Genomic DNA, 19293 nt, shown 5'->3' with positions numbered 1-19293 from the left:
GCTTAACCGCTGGCTTTTTTATGGCTGGTCTTCACAGCGTACTTTACGCAAAAAGTCACTTAGCGAGCGATCTGCCGATTCGCGAAAATGCCTGTCGAGTGGCGTAATCTTCAGACATCGATCAACGCGAAAGCAACGATAATCGTCACGCTTCTCGCACCAGCCAACCAGCAGCCAGTGCTCGCCCCAGAAAAATAATCCCAGCGGCTGAACGTCGCGCCAGGAGAGATTCCCGGACTCATCACGATAATGCAGCGCCAGCACCTGCTGGGCTGAAACCGCGCGATGTATGAGATCGAAGGCACTACGTGAATGCGGCTGATTACCAAAATCTGGCGCGAAAATCCGCGTTTGCTCGGCTCTGCGCCGACTCTCTGGCGGCAATATCGCCAACACTTTTTCCTGCGCGGATTCCAACGCCTGTGAGAGTGAATCCCCACCCCATGTTTTCAGCAATCGAATCGCTACCATCAATGCTTCTGATTCGTGATGCGTTAACATCAACGGCGGTAGATCAAACCCGGCCATTAAGCGGTATCCGCTGCCCACTTCGCCTTCAATAGGCACACCGGATAAAGAGAGATCGCGGATATCGCGATAAATCGTCCGTTCAGAAACCTCAAGACGCTCTGCCAGCAGCGCCGCCGTTGTCACTCGCCTGCCACGCAGGATTTGCACAATCTGAAACAAGCGGTCGGCGCGTCTGCTCATTTTAATCCTCAGTGCTGAAAATATTACGCGGGTTGATGTAAACCAACACGATTGCCTTCGCTGTCAGTAAATAGCGCAATCGTACCAATGTCCTGCCCCAGTTCGAGTGGGCCAAACACACACTGACCGCCAGCAGTGGCGACGCGTTCAAGCGTTGCAGCCAAATCGTCCGTATGCAGATAAATAATAGCGCCCTGCGTTGAAGGCGTAATACCGTCAAATTTAGCCAGCGCCCCGCCGGGAGCGGGATCCTGATGCGGAAATACGGCGAGCTCAGCGCAGTCCATGTTCTCCCGGCGCAAAGAAACCTGCATTACTGGCTCATAAAAAGCGATGGCGCGGTCCATTTGTGCCACGGGGATTTCAAACCAATTAATTACATTGCTCATACTTCCTCCTGTCTGTGTGGGTAATCTCAGGAGGACTATATGACAGGGCTACTGACAGCATACTGTCAGTAGTGTGGCGACAGGAAAAGATAATTACCTGTCGCTAATTCACAGGCAAAAAAAATCCCGACCTTGCGATCGGGATTCCAGTATCTTCACTCCTGGATGGGTTAAGGCAGAATCGACGGTTGATCCGCCCCTTCTTTCTCGACCTTCTGCTGCAGCATGTGCTCACGCTTCATACCCAGCTTCAGCGCCAGCGCCGATGCCACGTAGATAGAAGACGCAGTACCGATAGAAACACCGATCAGCATCGTCAGCGAGAATCCTTCCAGTACCGGACCACCGAACAGGAACAGCATCAGAATAACCATCAACGTTGTACCGGACGTAATCAACGTACGGTGCAGCGTTTGAGTCAGTGACACGTTAAATATTTCGTAAGGCGTACCGCGACGAATTTTGCGGAAGTTTTCACGAATACGGTCAGATACAACGATACTGTCATTCAGCGAGTAACCGATTACCGACATCAGTGATGCGACGATAGTCAGGTCAATCTCGATATGGAACAACGACAGGATCCCAAGTGTGATAATCACGTCGTGCGCCAGCGCGATAACTACCCCTGCCGCCAGTCGCCACTCAAAGCGGAAACCGACGTACACCAGGATGGAGATCAACGCCGCCATCAGCGCCATCGCACCGGTTTGCGCCAGGTCTGCACCCACGCTCGGACCCACGAATTCAATTCGCTTCACCGCGGCGTTTTGGTTGGTGGATTCGTTAATCACACTCAACACTTTGCTGCCCAGCACCTGACCGCCGTCAGCACCTTCAGTTGGCGGCATACGTACCATAATGTCGTGGCTGCTGCCGAAGTTCTGCAGAAGCGGATCAACGAAGCCCGCTTTCTCCAGCGCATCGCGCATCACGTCCATATCGGCCGGTTTTTCCAGCGTGATTTCAATAACCGTACCACCGGTGAAATCGAGACCCCAGTTAAACCCGCGTACGCCCATCACCACGATGGCCGCAATCAGCAGGAAACCTGAAATGCCGAAAGCCCAGTAGTCCCAGCGCATAAAGTCCCAGACTTTACGGCCGTGGTTCAATTGTTCAACAGTATATTCCTGTGCCACTTCGCACTCCTCAGATTGACAGCTTTTTGACGCGCTTGCCGCCATACAACAGGTTTACGATGGCACGTGTACCGACAATCGCGGTAAACATCGACGTCGCCACACCAATACCGGTAGTAATCGCGAACCCTTTAATTGCCCCGGTGCCAACTGCGTACAGGATGATGACCTTGATCAGCGTCGTAATGTTCGCATCAAAGATGGAGCTAAATGCGCCCGCATAACCTTCATTGATGGCCTGCTGCACCGAACGCCCGTTACTCAACTCTTCTTTGATACGTTCGTTGATCAGTACGTTCGCATCGACCGCGACGGCAAGGGTTAAGACGATCCCCGCAATCCCCGGCATACTCAGCGTAGCCCCCGGCAGCAACGACATAATACCGACGATCAGCACCAGGTTAGCAATCAGCGCACTGGTCGCAATCAGACCGAACTTCTTATAGAAGAAGATCATGAACAGGATAGACACCACCAGACCGGCCAGACATGCTTCCAGACCCTGTTTAATGTTCTGCATACCCAGGGTTGGGCCGATGGTACGTTCTTCAACAATCTGAATCGGCGCAATCAACGCACCGGCACGTAACAGCAGGGAAAGCTGGCGTGCTTCGTTCGGGTTGTTGATACCGGTGATACGGAAGCTGTTACCCAGGCGAGACTGGATATTGGCGATGTTAATCACCTCTTCCTGTTTCACCAGTACTGCACGACCGTTGGCATCTTTCTTACCGCTGTCTTTGTACTCCACGAACAGGGTCGCCATCGGCTTACCGATGTTGTCCTTGGTGAAGTTGGACATGATGTTACCACCTGCGCTATCCAGCGAGATGTTAACCTGCGGCTGATTGTATTCGTCCTGGCTGGAAGTGGAGTCGGTGATATGGTCACCGGTCAGGATCACACGCTTGTACAGCACAACTGGCTGACCTTCGCGAGATTGTTTCACTTCCGAGTCACCCGGTACACGCCCGGATGCCGCAGCAGACTGGTCAACGTTGGTATTTACCAGACGGAATTCCAGCGTCGCGGTTGCGCCCAGAATTTCTTTCGCACGCGCGGTATCCTGAATACCCGGCAGTTCGACCACAATGCGGTCAGCACCCTGACGTTGTACCACGGGCTCAGCAACACCCAGTTGGTTAACACGATTACGCAGAATGTTGATGTTCTGCTGTACTGCGTATTCACGGGCTTCGCTCAGGCGCGCATCGGTCATTACCGCACGCAGAGCATTGCTGCCCTGGCTGGAAATAACCAGATCCTGGTGACGTTTGCTCAGGTAAGAGATAGCTTCATCACGGGCGCTGCTATCACGGAAAGTGATGCTCAGACCGTAGTTATCTTCTTTGCGAACGGTAGTATAAGGAATGCCCTTTTCACGCAGATCGCTGCGCAGGCTATCGATATTTTGTTCCTGCAACTTACTCAGCGCGGTGTCCATATCCACTTCCATCAGGAAGTGAACGCCGCCACGCAGGTCAAGACCGAGTTTCATCGGTTCTGCGTGAATGGCAGCCAGCCAGCGCGGGGTTGCCGGAGCAAGGTTAAGCGCCACGACGTACTGATCGCCCAGTACGCCCATTAATACTTCACGTGCGCGCAGTTGGGTATCAGTGGAGTCGAAGCGCGCGAGAATAGCACCCTCTTCCAGAGCCACAGACTTAGGTGTGATTTTATCTTCTTGTAACGTTTTCTGGACCTGGATCAGCGTTTGCTCACTGGCGGCGGCACCGCGCACGCCAGTGATTTGAACAGCCGGATCCTCACCATACAGGTTGGGAAGCGCATAGAGCAGACCGACGACAATAACGACGATCAGCATGACATACTTCCACAAAGGATAACGGTTTAACACGGCAGTTCCCTTTGGGAAAACAATAAATTACAGCGCCTTCATGGTGCCTTTCGGCAGAACGGCAGCTACGAAATCACGTTTGATAACCACTTCAGTGGTGTCGTTCAGCGCGATAGCGATGTAGCCAGATTCTGCTACTTTAGTCACGCGACCCACCAGACCACCGTTAGTCAGTACTTCATCGCCTTTCGCAATGGAGTTCATCAGGTTCTTGTGTTCTTTGGTACGCTTTTGCTGTGGGCGCAGGATCATGAAATAGAAAATCAGACCAAACACCACCAGCATCAGAATCAGAGACATCGGGCTGCCCTGCGCCGGAGCACCTGTTGCCGCTACCGCATCAGAAATAAAAAAGCTCATTCAAATTCCCTCATTATTAAAATTAATCAACGTTCACAGGTGGAACTGGTCTACCCTGACGTTGGTAAAAATCGGTCACGAAGCTCTCTAATTTACCCTCTTCAATAGCCTTGCGTAAACCCGCCATCAAACGCTGGTAGTAGCGAAGGTTATGAATCGTGTTGAGTCGCGCGCCCAATATTTCGTTGCAACGGTCGAGATGATGCAAGTAAGCGCGCGAATAATTGCGACAGGTGTAACAATCACACTCAGCATCGAGCGGACTGGTGTCGCTTTTATGTTTCGCGTTACGAATTTTTACCACGCCGTCAGTCACAAACAAATGACCATTACGGGCATTTCGCGTTGGCATCACGCAGTCAAACATATCGATACCGCGACGCACGCCTTCAACCAGATCTTCTGGTTTGCCGACGCCCATCAGGTAACGCGGTTTATCTGCCGGAATCTGCGGGCAAACATGTTCCAGAATGCGGTGCATATCTTCCTTCGGCTCACCGACAGCCAAACCGCCGACAGCGTAGCCATCAAAGCCGATATCTACCAGACCTTTGACGGAGATATCACGTAAATCTTCGTAAACACTGCCCTGAATGATGCCAAAAAGCGCATTTTTGTTGCCGAGGCTATCAAAACGGTCACGGCTGCGCTTCGCCCAACGCAAAGACATCTCCATTGAGCGTTTAGCATAGTCCCAGTCGGCCGGATACGGTGTACATTCGTCGAAGATCATCACGATATCGGAACCGAGATCGTATTGAATCTCCATCGACTTCTCGGGATCGAGGAAAATCGGATCGCCGTTGATCGGGTTACGGAAATGCACGCCCTGCTCGGTTATCTTACGGATATCGCCCAGGCTGAACACCTGGAAGCCGCCGGAGTCGGTGAGGATCGGCCCTTTCCACTGCATGAAATCGTGCAGATCGCCGTGCAGTTTCATGATTTCCTGACCCGGGCGCAGCCACAGGTGGAAAGTATTGCCGAGGATAATCTGTGCGCCGGTCGCTTCAACTTCTTCCGGCGTCATGCCTTTTACTGTGCCGTAAGTACCGACCGGCATAAAAGCAGGCGTTTCTACTACGCCACGATCAAAAACCAGGCGGCCGCGGCGCGCGCGACCGTCTGTGGTATCCAGTTCAAATTTCATTTTTTCTCCTGCATCAGAGAGACAGTCTGATGATTAAACTTTCCCCACGGAATCACTCCACGGAGTAAAAATATATTAACCCACTGGCGAAGGCGCAATCGGCGCAGCCAGTTTGGGGGCGACCAGCGCACAGCCACCGGAGCGTACACGCAGTACGTGAGGATGGCGAGCACTGCCCGACATCAAAATGGCAAGTGAGATAGCCTTCTCACGGTCGCTCAGAAATAGCCTGCGGATTGTACGTGATAAACATGGCATCCCCGTAACTAAAAAAGCGATATTCCGCTTTTACCGCTTCATGATAGGCGTGCATGGTGTTTTTATAACCAGCAAATGCGGAAACCAGCATAATCAGCGTCGATTCCGGCAGGTGGAAGTTGGTGACCAGAGCATCAATCACCTGATATTTATAGCCTGGATAAATAAAGATTTGTGTATCGCCGAAGAACGGCTCGATGAGATCGTTTTTGGCCGCCTGCGCCGCACTTTCCAGTGAGCGAACGGACGTTGTTCCCACGGCTATCACGCGATTACCGCGCGCTTTCGCCGCCAGCACCGCGTCCACCACATCCTGCGGCACTTCCGCATATTCAGAATGCATAATGTGGTCTTCGATGGTGTCTACGCGTACCGGCTGGAAAGTACCCGCGCCAACGTGCAGGGTGACGAACGCCATTTCAATGCCTTTATCGCGCAGTTTAGCCAGCAGCGGATCGTCAAAATGCAGCCCCGCGGTCGGCGCAGCGACGGCACCCGGTTTTTCGCTGTACACGGTCTGGTACAGCTCGCGGTCGGCGTCTTCATCCGGACGGTCGATATACGGCGGCAACGGCATATGGCCGATGGCGTTGAGGATATCCAGCACGCTGCGTTCGTCGTTAAACTCAACTTCAAACAGCGCGTCATGGCGGGCGACCATCGTCGCCTTAATACTTTCGTCGTCGCCCAGCAGCAGCTCGGCACCCGGTTTCGGCGCTTTCGAGGCACGAATATGCGCCAGAATACGTTTGTCATCCAGCATACGCTCGACCAGCACTTCAATCTTACCGCCGCTGGCTTTACGACCAAACAGACGCGCAGGAATGACGCGGGTGTTGTTAAAGACCAGCAAGTCTCCAGGGTTGAGCTTATCGAGCAAATCGGTGAAAGTACCGTGCGTCAGCGCGCCCGTCGGCCCGTCCAAAGACAGCAAGCGGCAGCTACTGCGCTCAGCTTGCGGATAGTGGGCAATCAGGGATTCGGGTAGTTCAAAGGTGAAATCGGTAACGCGCATGACACTGACTCAGACTAAAATAAGAGGCGGGTAGTCTAGTGCCGGGGCGTTCTCCCTGCAACCTTTACCCCTCTGGATAAACGTTTAACTATGAATTTTCTTGCACATTTGCATCTCGCTCACCTTGCCGATAGCTCGCTTTCCGGCAATCTGCTGGCCGATTTTGTCCGGGGTAATCCGGAAACACACTACTCGCCTGATGTGGTAGCAGGCATCTTCATGCATCGTCGTATCGACGTGATGACCGATAACTTACCGCAGGTGCGTGAAGCCAAAGAGTGGTTTCGTAGCGAAACGCGCCGCGTCGCGCCGATTACGCTGGACGTTATGTGGGATCATTTTCTGTCGCGCCATTGGTCGGAAATCTCCCCTGACTTCCCGCTGACAGACTTTGTGCGCTATGCCCGTACCCAGGTAACCACTATTTTGCCGGAATCGCCGCCGCGCTTTATCAATCTGAACAACTATATATGGTCAGAGAAATGGCTTGAGCGCTACCGGGACATGGATTTTATCCAGAACGTCCTGAACGGCATGGCCAGCCGCCGTCCACGGCTCGATGCCCTACGCGACTCATGGTATGACCTCGATACGCATTACGATGCGTTAGAAGAACGATTCTGGCAGTTTTATCCGCAAATGATGGAACAGGCGCGGTGTAAAACCCTTTGATCGCAGCCCGCATTCCCCGCCGGATAAGCAGTAGCCGCCGTCCGGCAAAAGATTGATAGACAAAACCTGTCTCATTGATTGCCAGCGCCTCTTTGTCTTATTCCCGAACACTCTCTATACTGGCCCGCGTTGCGTTCCAAAAACCCCTTAACTTTGCAGGAGAATTATATGGTACTGGTAACTCGTCAGGCTCCGGATTTCACAGCAGCTGCGGTACTGGGTAGCGGTGAGATCGTTGAAAACTTCAACTTCAAACAGCATACCAACGGTAAAACCACCGTTCTGTTCTTCTGGCCGATGGACTTCACCTTCGTTTGCCCGTCTGAACTGATCGCATTCGACAAACGTTACGAAGAATTCCAGAAGCGCGGCGTTGAAGTTGTTGGCGTTTCCTTCGACTCTGAATTTGTCCACAACGCATGGCGTAACACCCCTGTCGACAAAGGCGGCATCGGTGCAGTGAAATACGCAATGGTTGCTGACATCAAACGCGAAATCCAGAAAGCCTACGGCATCGAGCACCCGGAAGCGGGCGTTGCGCTGCGCGGTTCTTTCCTGATCGACGCTAACGGCGTTGTTCGCCACCAGGTGGTTAACGATCTGCCGCTGGGTCGTAACATCGACGAAATGCTGCGCATGGTTGACGCGCTGCAGTTCCACGAAGAGCACGGCGACGTTTGCCCGGCACAGTGGGAAAAAGGTAAAGAAGGTATGAACGCGTCTCCGGACGGCGTGGCAAAATACCTGACCGAGAACGTTTCCAGCCTGTAATTGGCATGAATCGACAAAAGGCCCGCAAATGCGGGCCTTTTTTATTGTTAGCAGATCCGATAAGCGATTAAAACGCGAAGCAGGAGCAGCCAAGCGCGCCCCAGAAAGCCCGGTCATCTGACACCGGAATCCCCGATTTCCGCGCAATATCATGCTGGTGACCGTGTACGCCGCAGCTGCCGCAGCACTGGTGCATCTGCACCATTGCGCCAATTTTCGCCGCAGCAGGTGGTGCTGAGCGATAATGCCCTGGCACCTTCACCACTGGCGACCAGTCCGGCACAATCGGAATAGCAGGTGGTGCCAGCGGGGTGAAATGCCCTGCGGCGTAAACCACTTTGCCATCAACAACGGTCATCACCGACTCAATACCTTTGATCTCTTCTTCCGGCACGCTGAAGTAATCTTTAGACAGCACCACCAGGTCGGCCAGTTGATCTTTCTCGATGCGCCCTTTCTTATCCTGCTCACTGGAAAACCAGGCGCTCCCGGCCGTCCACAGTTCCAGGGCAACATCACGCGGCAGACGGTTGTTATCATCGTACATTGCCATCCCGCCAACGGTACGGCCCGAAACCAGCCAGTAGAGCGCGGTCCACGGGTTGTAGCTGGCCACGCGGGTGGCGTCAGTCCCCAGCCCAACCGGAACGTCAGCCGCCAGCATTTTCGCCACCGGCGGCGTATGTTTAACCGCGTCTTTGCCGTAGCGATCGACAAAATACTCTCCCTGGAACGCCATACGGTGTTGGACCGCAATCCCGCCGCCCAGTGCTTTTACACGCTCAATGTTCCGTTCAGTAATTGTTTCGGCGTGATCGAAGAACCAGTGCAGGCCATTGAACGGGATATCACGATTAACTTTCTCAAATACGTCCAACATTCGGCTGATAGATTCATCGTAGGTGGCGTGCAGGCGGAACGGCCAGCGATGCTCCACCAGGTGACGAACCACGCGCTCTAGCTCATCTTCCATCCCCTCCGGCAGATCCGGACGTGGCTGAAGGAAGTCTTCAAAATCCGCTGCAGAAAAGACCAGCATTTCCCCCGCCCCGTTGGCACGATAGAAGTCGGTTCCCTGCCCTGGCTTGAGCATATCGGTCCAGCGTTCAAAGTCTTCCAGTTCCTGCTTCGGACGCTGGGTAAACAGATTGTAGGCAATACGTACCGTCATCTGTTTGTTAGCGTGTAACTGCTCAATGATCTCGTAATCTTCCGGGTAGTTCTGGAAGCCGCCGCCCGCATCGATGGCGCTTGTCAGTCCCAGACGGTTCAGTTCACGCATAAACTGACGGGTCGAGTTAACCTGCATTTCCAGCGGCAGTTTTGGTCCTTTTGCCAGCGTAGAATAAAGGATCATGGCGTTCGGTTTAGCGATCAGCATTCCGGTCGGGTTGCCGTTGCTATCACGCACAATCTCACCGCCCGCCGGATCCGGCGTCGCTTTGGTATAGCCAACCGCTTTCAGCGCGGCGCGGTTGAGCAAAGCCCGGTCGTAGAGATGCAGAACAAAAACCGGAGTATCCGGAGCGGCTTCATTCAGTTCTTCGAGGGTTGGCATGCGACGTTCGGCAAACTGGAATTCACTCCAGCCGCCCACCACGCGTACCCATTGTGGCGACGGCGTTCTGTCAGCCTGGTCTTTGAGCATGCGTAGCGCGTCCGCCAGTGACGGCACGCCCTCCCAACGCAATTCCAGGTTGTAATTCAGTCCACCACGAATAAGGTGCAGGTGCGAATCGTTCAGGCCCGGGATCACCGTATGTCCTTGCAGATCGACAACCTGCGTCCCTTCGGCGGCAAAGCTCATTACCCGTTCGTGGCTACCGGTCGCCAGGATCTTTCCGTTGGCGATCGCCACCGCCTCGACCTGCGGACTTTGCCTGTCGAGAGTATGAATTTTTCCGTGAGTCAGAATCAGTGTGGCAGTTTGAGACATAACAATCTCCTGAGGTACCGGTCAGGCTTTTTTCAGCCATCCGGCAAACAGACGGGTTACGATGGGCATCCAGAACCAGACCACCAGCGCAACCACAAAGGCATCATTGATGAGATGCAGGAGTAACGAGCCCTTCATTGCAGGCAGCACAATGCCGGTCAACCACGGCACCAGATTGGTGCTGGGAAATATCACTAGCAGGGTTATCAGAAACTGTTTCCAGCGTTTGGGCTGGAGTACATGGGGCGCGGGCGGCGTAAACCAGAACGCTGCTTCGGTGCGAATTTCGGTTTTGTCACCTTCAGCCAGCAGTGGAGCAATCTCTTCGACCAACACGCGGCGCGTATCGGACTGGGTCCAGCTATACAGATGCTCAAGCGTGTCGAAGCGGATAATGATGTTCCACAGGTTGTTGCCATCTGCCGGGCGAATCACGTTCGCCCCGAGATGACCGGGAAATTCAGCCGCTACAGGCATGATTTTCCCCAGCCACTGCTCATACCGCTGCGCCTGCTCAGGTAGCAGAGTGTGAGTAATTACCAACGTCACATGTTTGTTCTGCGCCATGAAGGGTTCCTTGTTGACAGGAAACAGGCCGCTTAGGCCAGGAAAGCAATACACAAAATCATTCATGGTGCATCGAGGCGGCAAGGTTGTGGATCCCCGGGAGCTTACATAAGTAAGTGACCGGGGTACGCAAGCGAAGCCAACAAAGATGCAACATGAAGGATGACATGTATTTAAGCTTTACGTTCCGGCGCGCCATGCACCATGGTATAGGCATAATCCACGCCCATACCGTAGGCGCCGCTGTGCTCGCGTACCAGATCCATTACGGCGTCGTAGGTTTCTTTGCGGGACCAGTCGCGCTGGTACTCGAGAAGAACCTGTTGCCAGGTTACGGGTACGGCACCTGCCTGTACCATGCGGTCGATAGAACGCTCATGAGCATCTACGGACGTGCCGCCGGAGGTATCCGTTACCACATAAACTTCATAGCCTGCCTCCAGTGCCATCAGCGCCGGAAAAGTCAGACATACTTCGGTCCACAGCGCGGAGATAATCAGTTTTTTACGCCCGGTCGCTTCCACCGCTTTCACAAACGCCGCATCTTCCCAGGAGTTCATTGAGGTGCGTTCAATGGGTTTGACATCAGGATGAACCGCTAACAATTCCGGCCAGATATATCCGCTAAAACTTTTGGTTTCTACAGAAGTATAAATCACCGGAACATTGAATATTTTCCCGGCTTTCGCTAATGCCACGGTATTATTTTTTAAAGTCTGGCGATCAATATTCGCCACACCGAATGACATTTGCGGCTGATGATCAATAAAAATAAGCGTAGAGTTTTGAGGGTCAATCAGTTCCCGAATAGACATAGCACACCTTCTTAATCAATAAGTTAAAAGGCAACGGTCTGTATCTGCCGTCAGCAGCAGGATCCTGAATCAGAAAGCTTGTTGAGTATAGCGGGAAATTTCTAACGAGTTATTAAAGAAAACTTACCATCCTGTGAAACTATTAATTTTGTGTTGCGATATATCCTAAACAACATCAAAAAAATGCGCATGACTCATCTAATTTATTCACTGGCATTGTTTTTCTTCATTCGGTACAACAGAAGGGTTTAATTTTCAGGATATTTTCTGCTTATGCGCATTAATCTGGATGTTTTGCTTATTCTCGACGCACTCGACAAACAGGGTTCATTTGCCGCAGCGGCCGAGTCGCTGTTTAAAACCCCTGCCGCACTCAGCTATATGATTCAGAAGCTGGAAAGCGATTTGAATATCGAGCTGCTTGACCGTTCCGGGCACCGGGCAAAATTTACCGATACCGGACAGATGATGCTGGAAAAAGGGCGTTTGCTGCTGAATGCGGCAAAAGATCTCGAAAAGCAGGCGGTACAGCTGAGTTCAGGCTGGGAAAAAGAGCTGGCAATTGCGCTGGACGACTCCTTCCCTTTCACCGCGCTGTTGCCCATTATCGATGAATTTCATGCGCTGAATAAACAAACTCGCCTCAGTTTTACCCACCATACGCTGGCGGGCTCCTGGGAGGAGCTGACCCATAATGGAGCCGATATTATTCTGGGGGCAATTAATGAACCGCCAACGTCTGCAGCCTGGTCCTATAAAATGCTCGGCACGTTGGACAATGTGTTTGTCGTTGCGCCTGAGCATCCGCTGGCCGCAGCAGCAGACGGCCTGACCAACGAACAGTTATGCCTGCATCGGGCGATTGTTATCAGCGACAGCGCCCGCTTCTGCCATCCGTTACAAACCAATCTGATGGAGGAACAGGCGCAAATCCGCGTCGATGACTTCCACAGTAAGGTGATGCTACTACGAGCCGGTATGGGCTGCGGATTTCTCCCCCGCCATATTGCCAGCCCGTGGCTTACCACGGGCGAGCTGGTGGAAAAAACGGTTATCTCATTTCGCCAAAAAGACGTGGCTTACATGGCATGGCGCAATAACCGCGATGGGCTGGCACAGCGCTGGTGGCGGGAAACGCTGCTGGCAAGCCCGGAGATTGCGCGCTTATATCAATGACCTATCCATACCGAGGCGGAAATCGCCGGCAACGTCAGGATATCGTCGGCAAGCATGCCGTTGCCCTCTTTGTGCTGCCATTGACTCACGCTCAGTAATGGCGAGGCTGGCAGGACCACTTCACAAGCGTGGCCACGGTTAATCGCCACCAGTACGCGCTGTCGGTTTAGCACGCGAACAAACACCACCACGTTATCCTCGGCGTAAATCACCTGGCAACCACCGTGGCGCAGCGCCTGATTCTGGTAGCGTAATTTTGCCAACCGCTGATACAACGCCAGCAGAGTAGCGTCCTGTTTTTCAGGCTGCCACGGGAACGGTTTGCGACAAAACGGATCGTTGTTCCCGTCCAGCCCCACTTCGTCACCGTAGTAAATACAGGGCACGCCAGGCCAGGTAAACAGCCATACCACCGCTAGCGGTAACCGTGCGACGTCTTTACCGAGCAGAGATTTAAAGCGGGCGGTATCGTGGCTGTCGAGCTGATTAAACATCCGCAGCTGTTGCTGATGCGACAACCCCGCGCGGTAGTTATCCATCCATGCCATACAGGTCTGGGCATCAATGGATTGCGGGTCGTATGAGATATCGGTATTGGCGAGAAATCCCCAGAGGGGGAAAGTAAAGCCGCGATAGTTCATGGCGGCATCTTCTGCATCAGCCTGCAACCACTGGCGCGCATCGCCAAAATGCTCACCCACCACATACGCCTCTGGCTGGGTTTCTTTTGCCGCCTGCGTAATTCCGGCCACATGTTGTAGGTTGTTACGTGCGCCTCCGGCCTCTCCCAGCATGTGCACCACATCAAGACGCCAGCCGTCCATACTCCACGGCGCTTTCAGCCAGTGGCGGACGATACTGTCTTCACCACGATAAATTTCATTCACCAGGCTTTCCGAGGAAAAGTCCAGCTTAGGTAAGCTGGAATATCCCAGCCAGTCGAGCGCAACGCCGTCGGCTGAGAAATGATACCAGTCGCGCCAGGGGGATTCTGGATTATGGCACGCCCCGTCTGTCCCCCGATTATGTCGGTCAAACCAGGCGTGCGAATCGCCGCTATGGTTAAAGACGCCGTCGAGAATCAGACGCATGCCCTGCCGTTGGGTGTTGTGCCGCAGACGCAGTAGCGCCCTGTCGCCGCCAAATTGCGGATCAACATGACGGTAATCTTCGGTATCGTATTTATGCACGCTCGGGGCGGTAAATACAGGATTCAGGTACAGCGCCGTGACCCCTAACGTTTTCAGGTACGGTAGCTTTTCGCTGATGCCGTCCAAATCGCCGCCATAAAACGTGGAGCCACCGGCCTGAGCCGTAAGCGGTTCGTCCCATTCGCGCCGCACGATGTCGTGTCCGGCGGCGTGGTGGTAATAGACGTTATCCTGGCCCGCTTCACGCGACTGGCTGCGGGCAAAACGGTCCGGGAAAATTTGATAGAAAATCTGATCGGCAACCCACTGCGGACCGTTATCCGGCACATCAACCGCAAACTGCTCCAGACGCGCAGGCGGAAAACGGCTGAATCCCTGTGGGGTGAACCACAGCTGACGATCGAGCCAAAGTAATTTAAAGCTATAGCGTCGACGAGGCTGCCCGCTGGAGAGATCGATCGCCGCTCGCCACGCGGTCACACCCGGCTGCGGCTGGCTGCGCTGCTTGTGCATAGCCAGCGAAATCTCTTCGTTATCGTTTTCTGCGCGTAGCGTCACCCGCTGGGGTGGATTTTCCCCCACCAGCCATAATGTAATCGTCAGTTGATCTTTGTTTTGCTTAACAAATGGGGCAACCGGAAGGTGCCAGGCGTTCAACATCACGTATCCCCTTTGATGATAATGACGTCACCTTGCCATAGCGAAGTGCAGGATCACTCATCATCTTAACGTTTATTGGGGGAGGAGTTCGGGGGAGGAGAAACTTGCCGGGTAACGCAAAGCTACCCGGCAAAAATATTACTGTGCTTCAGCCAGTTGGCGCTCGCGACGGCGCTTGAATCCCCATCCGACCAGCAGCAGGACAATCCACGCAAAGCCGACGTACAGCGAAATGCGGGTATCCGGATGATAGCCGATGAGCGCGATGATAAAGACCAGGAAAATCAGGCCAACAACGGTCGTCGTTACCCCACCCGGAACTTTAAATTTCAGCGCTTTGACCTCATCCGGCGGCAGACGACGACGGAAAGCAATCTGCGACAACAGGATCATAATCCACACCCATACCGTGGCGAAGGTCGCCAAAGAGGCGATCACCAGGAAGACGTTTTCCGGCATGATGTAGTTAAGATACACCGCAAACAGCAGCGCGATAGTCATCACCATTACCGTCACCCACGGCACGCCACGACGCGACGTCTTGGCGAACATTTTCGGGGCACTGCCCTGCTCCGCCATGCCGTGTAGCATACGCCCCACACCGAAGACGTCAGAGTTAATAGCCGACAGCGACGCAGTCAGAACCACAAAGTTGAGGATCCCGGCAGCAAAAGTAATGCCCATATGCTGGAACGTCATAACGAACGGGCTACCGTCGGTACCCACCTGGTTCCACGGGTAGATAGACATAATGACGAACAGCGTCCCCACATAAAACACCAGGATACGCATTGGTACGGAGTTGATGGCGCGCGGAATAGATTTTTCCGGGTCTTTGGCTTCGCCTGCGGTAATCCCGATAATCTCAATCCCGCCATAGGCAAACATCACCATTTGCAGCGACATCACCATGCCGAGCCAGCCGTTGCTGAAGAAGCCACCGTTGCTCCATAAGTTATGGATACCGGTTGGTTGCCCGCCGTTGCCAATCCCCCAAATGATGATACCGAAACCGGCGACAATCATGATGATAATGGTGGCGACTTTGAAGAACGAGAACCAGAACTCCAGCTCACCAAACACCTTCACGCTCATCAGGTTGATGGCGCAGATAATCAGCACCACGCTGAGTACCCAAATCCAGTGCGGTACCGCCGGGAACCAGACGCCCATGTATATGCCGAAGGCTGTCACGTCGGCAATGGCGACAATCAGGATTTCAAAACAGTAGGTCCAGCCGGTAATGTAGCCTGCCAGCGGTCCGAGGTTTTCCTGCGCGTAGCGCGAGAAGGAGCTGGCTGCCGGGTTATGAACAGACATTTCGCCCAGCGCACGCATAATAATGTACGCCGCGACACCGCCGATAATATAGGCCAGCAATACGCTTGGCCCCGCCATTTTGATAGCGTCGGCCGAGCCGTAAAACAGCCCGGTACCAATTGCTGAACCTAATGCCATAAAGCGGATGTGCCGGGTGCTCAGCCCACGCTTTAGCTTGTTATTACTTTCCATCGATTCCTAACCTGTTAACACAATAAAAAAACCACGGGGCCATGTTAATAGCCCCGTGGTTAAAACTTATTGTCAGTGATATTAGTGTGCGCTGGAGGTCACTTGTCGACCCGCGGCGCGATCCCAGATAACTGCCAGGACCACCATCACGACTGTTGGCATCAACCACGCCAGCCCCTGCTCCGCCAGCGGTAAACGCTGGGTCCAGGCCGGTAACACGTCGCCAATTGCAGAAGCTTTAATGCCATCAAGGATACCAAAAATCAGGCTGATAAACATCGCAGGAGCAATGACGCGGGAAGAATTATGCCACCATGAGCGGGTAAAGCTTAATACAACCAGTGCGATACATGGCGGATAGATAGCCGTCAGCACCGGAATAGAGATCTGAATCAGATGGCTCAGACCCAGGTTAGAAACCACCATCGAGAAGCCGCCGAGGATAAATACCAGCGTGCGATAAGACAGTGGAACGTACTGGGCAAAGAACTCTGCGCACGCACAGGTCAGGCCAACCGCGGTGACCAGACAGGCGATGAAAATCAGCGCCGCCAGCAGGAAGCTTCCTGCACCGCCAAAGGTGTGCTGAACATACGCATGCAGAATCGCCGCGCCGTTAGCAGACTGATCGACCAGAATCGCGCTGTCTGAACCCAGACGGAACAGCGCGAGATACAGCAGCGTTAAGCCCACACCCGCCATTAAACCCGCCCAAACGGTATAACGGGTCAGCAGACGCGCTTCAGTAACACCACGCGAGCGAGCGGCGTTAACGATAACAATACCAAACACCATCGCGCCCAGCGTATCCATGGTCAGATACCCGTTCACGAAGCCATTAGAAAACGCCGCAGTTTGATAGGCTTCCATCGCATTACTGATCGGGCCTGCTGGCCAGACGATTGCAGCGACAGACAGGACCACCAGCGCCAGAATTTTCAGCGGTGCCAGGAAATTACCCACCGTATCCAGCAGTTTGCCCGGATAAAGCGAAACCAGAATGACAATCGCGAAATAGATAACGCTATAGATAAACAGCGGCAGCGCAGAGTCACCAGTCAGCGGTGCAATCCCGACTTCGAAAGAGACCGTCGCGGTACGCGGGGTAGCGAATAACGGCCCAACGGCCAGATAGCAAACGGTCGCCAGCAGCAGACCGGCAACTTTACCGATAGGCGTGCTCAGTCGGTCCACACCACCGCCGACTTTCGCCAGCGCGACAACGGTAAGAACCGGCAGGCCAACGGCCGTAATCAAAAAGCCAAAAGCCGCAGTCCAGACGTGTTCACCTGCCTGCAAACCAACCATTGGGGGGAAGATGATGTTACCTGCACCAACGAACAGTGCAAATGTCATAAATCCCAAAGCGATAATATCGCGCGATTTTAACTGATGGGTCATAAAGTCTTACTGCCTGTGGATGTGGTGTTGAAAATAGTAAATTTTTGCCTTTCCCTGGGGGACAATACAGCGGCATTTTTGCTCAATTCCAGCGGGAAACACTCCCGACCTGGCGCGGCGAAGAATAGTTTTTCGATTTACCGCGTAAATGCAGTCGGTATGACAGCACCTGGAGCGCAATTTAAACGCTTATAACGTTTTAAAGCAAGGTGGGATCCAAAAACCAGAACAATATAGCGATATGAAAAATAGGGTTAGCACAAAACACCATTTCATGGAAAAAGGTATGGGTAATAATTCGAACAAAAAACAATCAAACGTCGTAAAATTCAGGAGGCATCTATTGACCACATAAAAAAAACCAGCTTGCGCTGGCTTTTGGAAAGATTATCTTACGAATACGTCTTAGCCGTTACTTTTGGCAATGAAACGTTCCGGGATCATGAAACTAAATCGCGTCTCTTTGCCTGGTTCGCTTTCGATGTTCAAACGGCTGTCGTGGTGATGCAGCGCATGTTTCACGATAGCCAGCCCCAGCCCGCTACCACCCGTTTGTCGCGATCTCGCCTTATCCACACGATAAAAACGTTCAGTCAAACGTGGAATATGCTCGGGGGCAATGCCCGGACCGTTGTCTTCCACGCAAAACTCCGCCCCCGACGCCACATGCTGCCAGCGTACGGTAATGTGCGTTCCCGCTGGTGTGTGGTTAACCGCGTTGTACACGAGATTCGAGATAGCGCTACGCAACTGCTCCTCGTTGCCTCGCACGTTCAGGCTGTTATCGACATCAAAGGTAAAGGTATGTTTATGCTGGCTCAGGGTTTGCGCTTCGTGCTCGATCACGCGCAGCATCATGGGCACATCGACTTTCTCATTCAGCTGCAACGTCGGCGCAGCTTCAATTTTTGACAGCGTCAGCAACTGCTTCACCAGGCCTTCCATACGGTACGTTTGCTCACGCATGGTATGCAGTGCTTTTTCGCGCGTTGTCCCTTCCAGCGGGTGCTCCTGCATCATTTCCAGGTAGCCTTGCAGCACCGTCAGCGGTGTGCGCAACTCATGGCTGGCGTTGGCGAAAAAGTTACGCCGTGAACCTTCCAGTTGGTGCATCTGGGTAACGTCGCGCGCCACCATCAACAATTGCTTATCGGTATAGGGCATCACGCGAATTTCCAGATGCCGTCCGGTATTGAGCACCAGATTGATTGGCCGGCTAAAATCGCGCGTTTTCAGATATTGTGTGAATTCCGGGTAGCGCAGCAGGTTAAGAATATTTTGCCCGCTATCGTCCGGCCAACGCAGTCCCAGAACCTGCTGAGCCAGTCCGTTACACCAGAAGATACCGCCTTCTTCGGTGGTCAACACCACCGCGTCGGGTAGGGATTCCGCCCCGCTGCGAAAACGTTTAATCAGGTTACCCAGTTCTCGACGGCGCTTTTTGTTGCGAAGCTGCATTTGATGCAGCCCATATAACAACGGCTCCCAACTGCCTCGCCCCGGCGGCGGCGTCATACTTCTGTCGACCCATAACCACCAGGATAAACGTAATAAATTCCAGAAATGCCAGATAAGCAGGCCCGTTACCGACGCCAGTAAAAACCAGGGCAGGTAACCGAAAAAAGCGCTAAGGATAAATGCCGGTATGCAGCACAGGATCAGCTCCAGTACCAACCTTTTCCATGACAATCGTTCTAGCAAACGTCTTACTCCATAAACGGCCTAATCCATCAGGCCCTGATTCTTGTC

The 19293-nt window shown here is 53.3% G+C and carries 17 protein-coding genes; 3 read left to right on the top strand and 14 right to left on the bottom strand.

Going from position 1 to position 19293, the window contains the following annotated elements; translation table 11 throughout:
* Positions 1–18: 18 nt before the first annotated feature.
* From OGY67_RS17075 to queA, 7 genes are all read right to left on the bottom strand, one after another.
* Positions 19–711 carry a helix-turn-helix transcriptional regulator gene (locus OGY67_RS17075; RefSeq protein WP_032942528.1) on the bottom strand — a complete coding sequence of 231 codons (693 nt, stop codon included), beginning with the start codon at positions 709–711 and terminating at the stop codon, positions 19–21.
* Positions 712–734: 23 nt separating this feature from the next.
* Positions 735–1100, bottom strand: a complete 366-nt coding sequence (locus OGY67_RS17070; protein ID WP_008783926.1) for a VOC family protein — start codon at positions 1098–1100, stop codon at positions 735–737.
* A 170-nt stretch (positions 1101–1270) separates the two neighbouring features.
* Positions 1271–2242: a protein translocase subunit SecF gene (secF, locus tag OGY67_RS17065; protein ID WP_003021550.1), complete on the bottom strand. Its 972-nt coding sequence runs from the start codon at positions 2240–2242 to the stop codon at positions 1271–1273.
* A gap of 10 nt (positions 2243–2252) precedes the next feature.
* On the bottom strand, positions 2253–4100 hold the full coding sequence (gene secD, locus OGY67_RS17060) for a protein translocase subunit SecD (RefSeq protein ID WP_003021547.1): 1848 nt from the start codon (positions 4098–4100) through the stop codon (positions 2253–2255).
* 27 nt (positions 4101–4127) lie between these two features.
* Entirely contained in the window at positions 4128–4460 is a 333-nt protein-coding gene (yajC, locus tag OGY67_RS17055; RefSeq protein WP_003021544.1) for a preprotein translocase subunit YajC, read from the bottom strand.
* A 22-nt stretch (positions 4461–4482) separates the two neighbouring features.
* Positions 4483–5610 (bottom strand): tRNA guanosine(34) transglycosylase Tgt, encoded by a 1128-nt coding sequence (gene tgt, locus OGY67_RS17050; protein ID WP_003021535.1) that lies wholly within the window; start codon positions 5608–5610, stop codon positions 4483–4485.
* A 208-nt stretch (positions 5611–5818) separates the two neighbouring features.
* Entirely contained in the window at positions 5819–6883 is a 1065-nt protein-coding gene (gene queA, locus OGY67_RS17045; RefSeq protein WP_032942525.1) for a tRNA preQ1(34) S-adenosylmethionine ribosyltransferase-isomerase QueA, read from the bottom strand.
* A gap of 90 nt (positions 6884–6973) precedes the next feature.
* On the opposite strand from queA, the gene acpH reads away from it, so the two are divergent.
* Both acpH and OGY67_RS17035 read left to right on the top strand, forming a co-directional pair.
* The gene (gene acpH / locus OGY67_RS17040) at positions 6974–7555 is read left to right on the top strand and encodes an ACP phosphodiesterase (protein ID WP_003830978.1); all 582 of its coding nucleotides are present in this window, start codon (positions 6974–6976) and stop codon (positions 7553–7555) included.
* 168 nt (positions 7556–7723) lie between these two features.
* Positions 7724–8326 carry a peroxiredoxin gene (locus OGY67_RS17035; protein ID WP_003021524.1) on the top strand — a complete coding sequence of 201 codons (603 nt, stop codon included), beginning with the start codon at positions 7724–7726 and terminating at the stop codon, positions 8324–8326.
* Between the two features lie 67 nt (positions 8327–8393).
* Here OGY67_RS17035 and OGY67_RS17030 read toward each other — a convergent pair whose 3' ends face one another.
* The 3 genes from OGY67_RS17030 to OGY67_RS17020 form a co-directional block, all read right to left on the bottom strand.
* Complete coding sequence (locus OGY67_RS17030) at positions 8394–10262, bottom strand: amidohydrolase (RefSeq protein ID WP_286574270.1); 1869 nt, start codon at positions 10260–10262, stop codon at positions 8394–8396.
* 21 nt (positions 10263–10283) lie between these two features.
* On the bottom strand, positions 10284–10829 hold the full coding sequence (locus tag OGY67_RS17025; protein WP_286574268.1) for an antibiotic biosynthesis monooxygenase: 546 nt from the start codon (positions 10827–10829) through the stop codon (positions 10284–10286).
* A gap of 173 nt (positions 10830–11002) precedes the next feature.
* On the bottom strand, positions 11003–11644 hold the full coding sequence (locus OGY67_RS17020; RefSeq protein WP_003021513.1) for a hydrolase: 642 nt from the start codon (positions 11642–11644) through the stop codon (positions 11003–11005).
* 273 nt (positions 11645–11917) lie between these two features.
* On the opposite strand from OGY67_RS17020, the gene OGY67_RS17015 reads away from it, so the two are divergent.
* The gene (locus OGY67_RS17015) at positions 11918–12820 is read left to right on the top strand and encodes a LysR family transcriptional regulator (RefSeq protein ID WP_071445893.1); all 903 of its coding nucleotides are present in this window, start codon (positions 11918–11920) and stop codon (positions 12818–12820) included.
* Here OGY67_RS17015 and malZ read toward each other — a convergent pair.
* From malZ to phoR, 4 genes are all read right to left on the bottom strand, one after another.
* Positions 12814–14631, bottom strand: a complete 1818-nt coding sequence (gene malZ, locus OGY67_RS17010; protein WP_071445895.1) for a maltodextrin glucosidase — start codon at positions 14629–14631, stop codon at positions 12814–12816. The genes OGY67_RS17015 and malZ overlap by 7 nt on opposite strands.
* A 138-nt stretch (positions 14632–14769) precedes the next feature.
* Entirely contained in the window at positions 14770–16143 is a 1374-nt protein-coding gene (proY, locus tag OGY67_RS17005) for a proline-specific permease ProY (RefSeq protein WP_008783922.1), read from the bottom strand.
* 81 nt (positions 16144–16224) lie between these two features.
* Positions 16225–17544 (bottom strand): branched-chain amino acid transporter carrier protein BrnQ, encoded by a 1320-nt coding sequence (gene brnQ / locus OGY67_RS17000; RefSeq protein ID WP_003021501.1) that lies wholly within the window; start codon positions 17542–17544, stop codon positions 16225–16227.
* 405 nt (positions 17545–17949) lie between these two features.
* Positions 17950–19245, bottom strand: coding sequence for a phosphate regulon sensor histidine kinase PhoR (gene phoR / locus OGY67_RS16995; RefSeq protein ID WP_286574266.1), 1296 nt, complete (start codon positions 19243–19245; stop codon positions 17950–17952).
* Between the last annotated feature and the right edge of the window lie 48 nt (positions 19246–19293).

The organism is Citrobacter sp. Cpo015 (assembly GCF_030333035.1).
GTDB lineage: Bacteria > Pseudomonadota > Gammaproteobacteria > Enterobacterales > Enterobacteriaceae > Citrobacter > Citrobacter portucalensis.
The sequence above is the reverse complement of the archived record's forward strand: the minus strand, read 5'-3'. Positions and strand labels throughout refer to the sequence as shown.